The organism is Brunnivagina elsteri CCALA 953, from assembly GCF_002289455.1.
Classification (GTDB): domain Bacteria; phylum Cyanobacteriota; class Cyanobacteriia; order Cyanobacteriales; family Nostocaceae; genus Brunnivagina; species Brunnivagina elsteri.
Genome location: NZ_NTFS01000630.1, coordinates 1 through 2,493, shown reverse-complemented (window position 1 = coordinate 2,493; position 2,493 = coordinate 1). Strand labels below are relative to the sequence as shown.

At 45.0% G+C, this 2,493-nt stretch carries 1 protein-coding gene; it reads right to left on the bottom strand.

Translation table 11 applies throughout. From position 1 onward, the window contains the following. Positions 1-2,493, bottom strand: a 2,493-nt coding sequence (locus tag CK510_RS29295; RefSeq protein WP_143289500.1) for a two-partner secretion domain-containing protein, incomplete at both ends; no start/stop codon positions are given.

The window sequence follows — 2,493 nt, the reverse complement described above, 5'->3', positions numbered from 1 at the left end:
TGTTGGTATTTGTGCTGTAACTGCACTCTTTTTCCGGTATGCAGAGATGTCGCGGATATCAGACCAAGTGCGATCGCTCATCACTTCCTGTGTGGGATTTTGCGGTATTCCACCTCTTCCAGTGGCGACAAAACTACTTCCCTGATTTGCAGAACAACCACTAGCTATTTGCTGCGATGGATCTGTCACATTTTCTGGTAGTTCGATTAAACCAGAATTTGGGTCAATACCAATATTATTGATTTGCACCGTACCATTAATATTAAATTCGGAACTTGCTGTGATGTCGTTGGTCTGGTTTTCTCTAGGGCTAAGGGTATTGCGAAATTCTAGTCCAAATAACCCCTGAGTTTTAATATCAATATTGCCACCAGCCCCTTCAATAGCATTGGCAGTAATATCGCTGTTTTCTAAACCAATAATAATCGGTGCATTAATGCTGATATTGCCGCCTGTAGCTGTACCTGTGGCATTGGTACTAATTTTACTGCCATAACGCATCAGCAGAACATCAGTATTGAGAGTCATATTACCGCGATCGCCTGCGGAAACTTCTGAAAGCAGACTACCTCTTTGTTCGAGTTTGATCTGGTTGGCATTCACGATCAAGTTACCCGCATTACCACCACCTGTATTACTGACGGAAATTTGCCCATCATCAAGAACATTGAGCCGATTCGCCACTAGATTAACTGAACCAGCATCAGAGGTGGTAGTAGAAGCTGCCGTAATGGTGCTTGGGAAAATGTGACCATCAGTTAAGGGTTTCGATATACCCTCTACAGTAATATTATTGATTTGCAGATTAACGTTACCCGCCGCACCAATGCCATCTGTGGAGGAGGTAATTTGTCCACCACTGAAGACGCGCAAACTCTCTGCTATCAGACTAATATTGCCGCCTTTGCCAGTGGAATTCTCCCCTATCGCTACGGTGATCCCACTAGGGGCATTGCTAAAAGAATCAACTACGGGATCACTGACTTCTACATCAGCAGCTTGAATCGTGATATTCCCAGCTTTACCTCTACCTGCGATCGCCGTATTCGGGCTTCCTGCGATCGCACTGGAGATAGTTCCACCCCCAGCCAAAGCGAGTTGTCCGGCGTTAATCGTAATATTGCCCCCTTGACCATCAACAGAGTTTTGAATGGAACTAATAATCGCACTGGTAAAATTGTTGATGCCTGTGCCGCGAATCTCCAGACTCTCAGTCGCCGTAACGGAGATATCTCCCGCCTTACCCGTCGTGGGTGTAGGGAAGAATGGATTGCCCAATAAATCAGTGCTGATGCGCCCCCCATCCAATAGCCGTATCCGTTCAGCCTCCACTGTAATCGCACCACTGTCATTCTGTTGTCCTCCCACAACTAGCGTTGTAATTGCCCCTGAGACATAAGCACCTGTAAATGGATTGGGAAATGGTGCATAACCACCGATTTCTACATCTGTGGCACGAACCGTAATGTTGCCAGTTGTGGCATTATTGATCGGCGCGAAGGTAAAAAAGTTAGCACCAAAGTTGAAGGAGCTGATCCATGCACTATTAGCAAGGCGCAATCGTGGAGTTTCAACCGTGATATTCCCAGCAGTTGCGCCACTGCCAGTCACACTAGTCAACAAGCCAGGAGGGTTATAATTCGCGGAATCAGAGATACCTAATAAATCTACAAATTCTGTGGTGTTGACGCTAATACCCTGCCCTTGCCCATTTGCACCAGTGGACGATTCTATATGTGAGCCATCTTGCAAGGTTAACCCACGCCCCCGGATGTTGATTGCCCCTCCCGTTGCCCCACTGGTGTTGACATAGGAGGACTGTCGCAGGGTAATGTTGCCCCATGTTGGCGATGGAGATGAACTCGCCAATTGCCAGTTGCCGAAGGTAGGTATATTCACCGTGCCATTTTGCATCGCCCACAATTCCACACGGCTATCCGGTGTAGAAATGTTGGCACTATTGATATCCACTTGTCCCCCAATCAGCGCCAGGGTTTGATTCGGTGCGATCGATAATGTAGGTGTCCTAAATAAAAAATTGTTGGCAGGTGTACCTTGAAGTGTAATCGCCCCCGAATCACTTCCCATTTGCAATCCAACAGGTACGCTCATTGTCAATAAAGGAGGTGTTGTCGTGTCGGCAGCTTTAAACTCTAACCCATCAGCAAACTTGATACTATTCGCCGTTGTCCCTACAAATGAACCACCAATATCTAATTTGGCATTTTGTCCAAATATAATTCCGTTGGGGTTCATTAAAAATAAACTGACTGGATTATTAATATTAATGGTTTGAATTAATCCATCAATATTGGAAACATTCCCACCCGTCACCCGACTAAATATGGTAGAAATATTTGGTGTGTTTGTTAAATCAAACTTTGCCGAACCACCTGTAGGTACAGAGAAATTACTGAAGCTATGGAATAAATTATTACCTTTATCTATACCGTTAAGAATATTAAAATTATTACCAATTGAGTTGACAGTGGT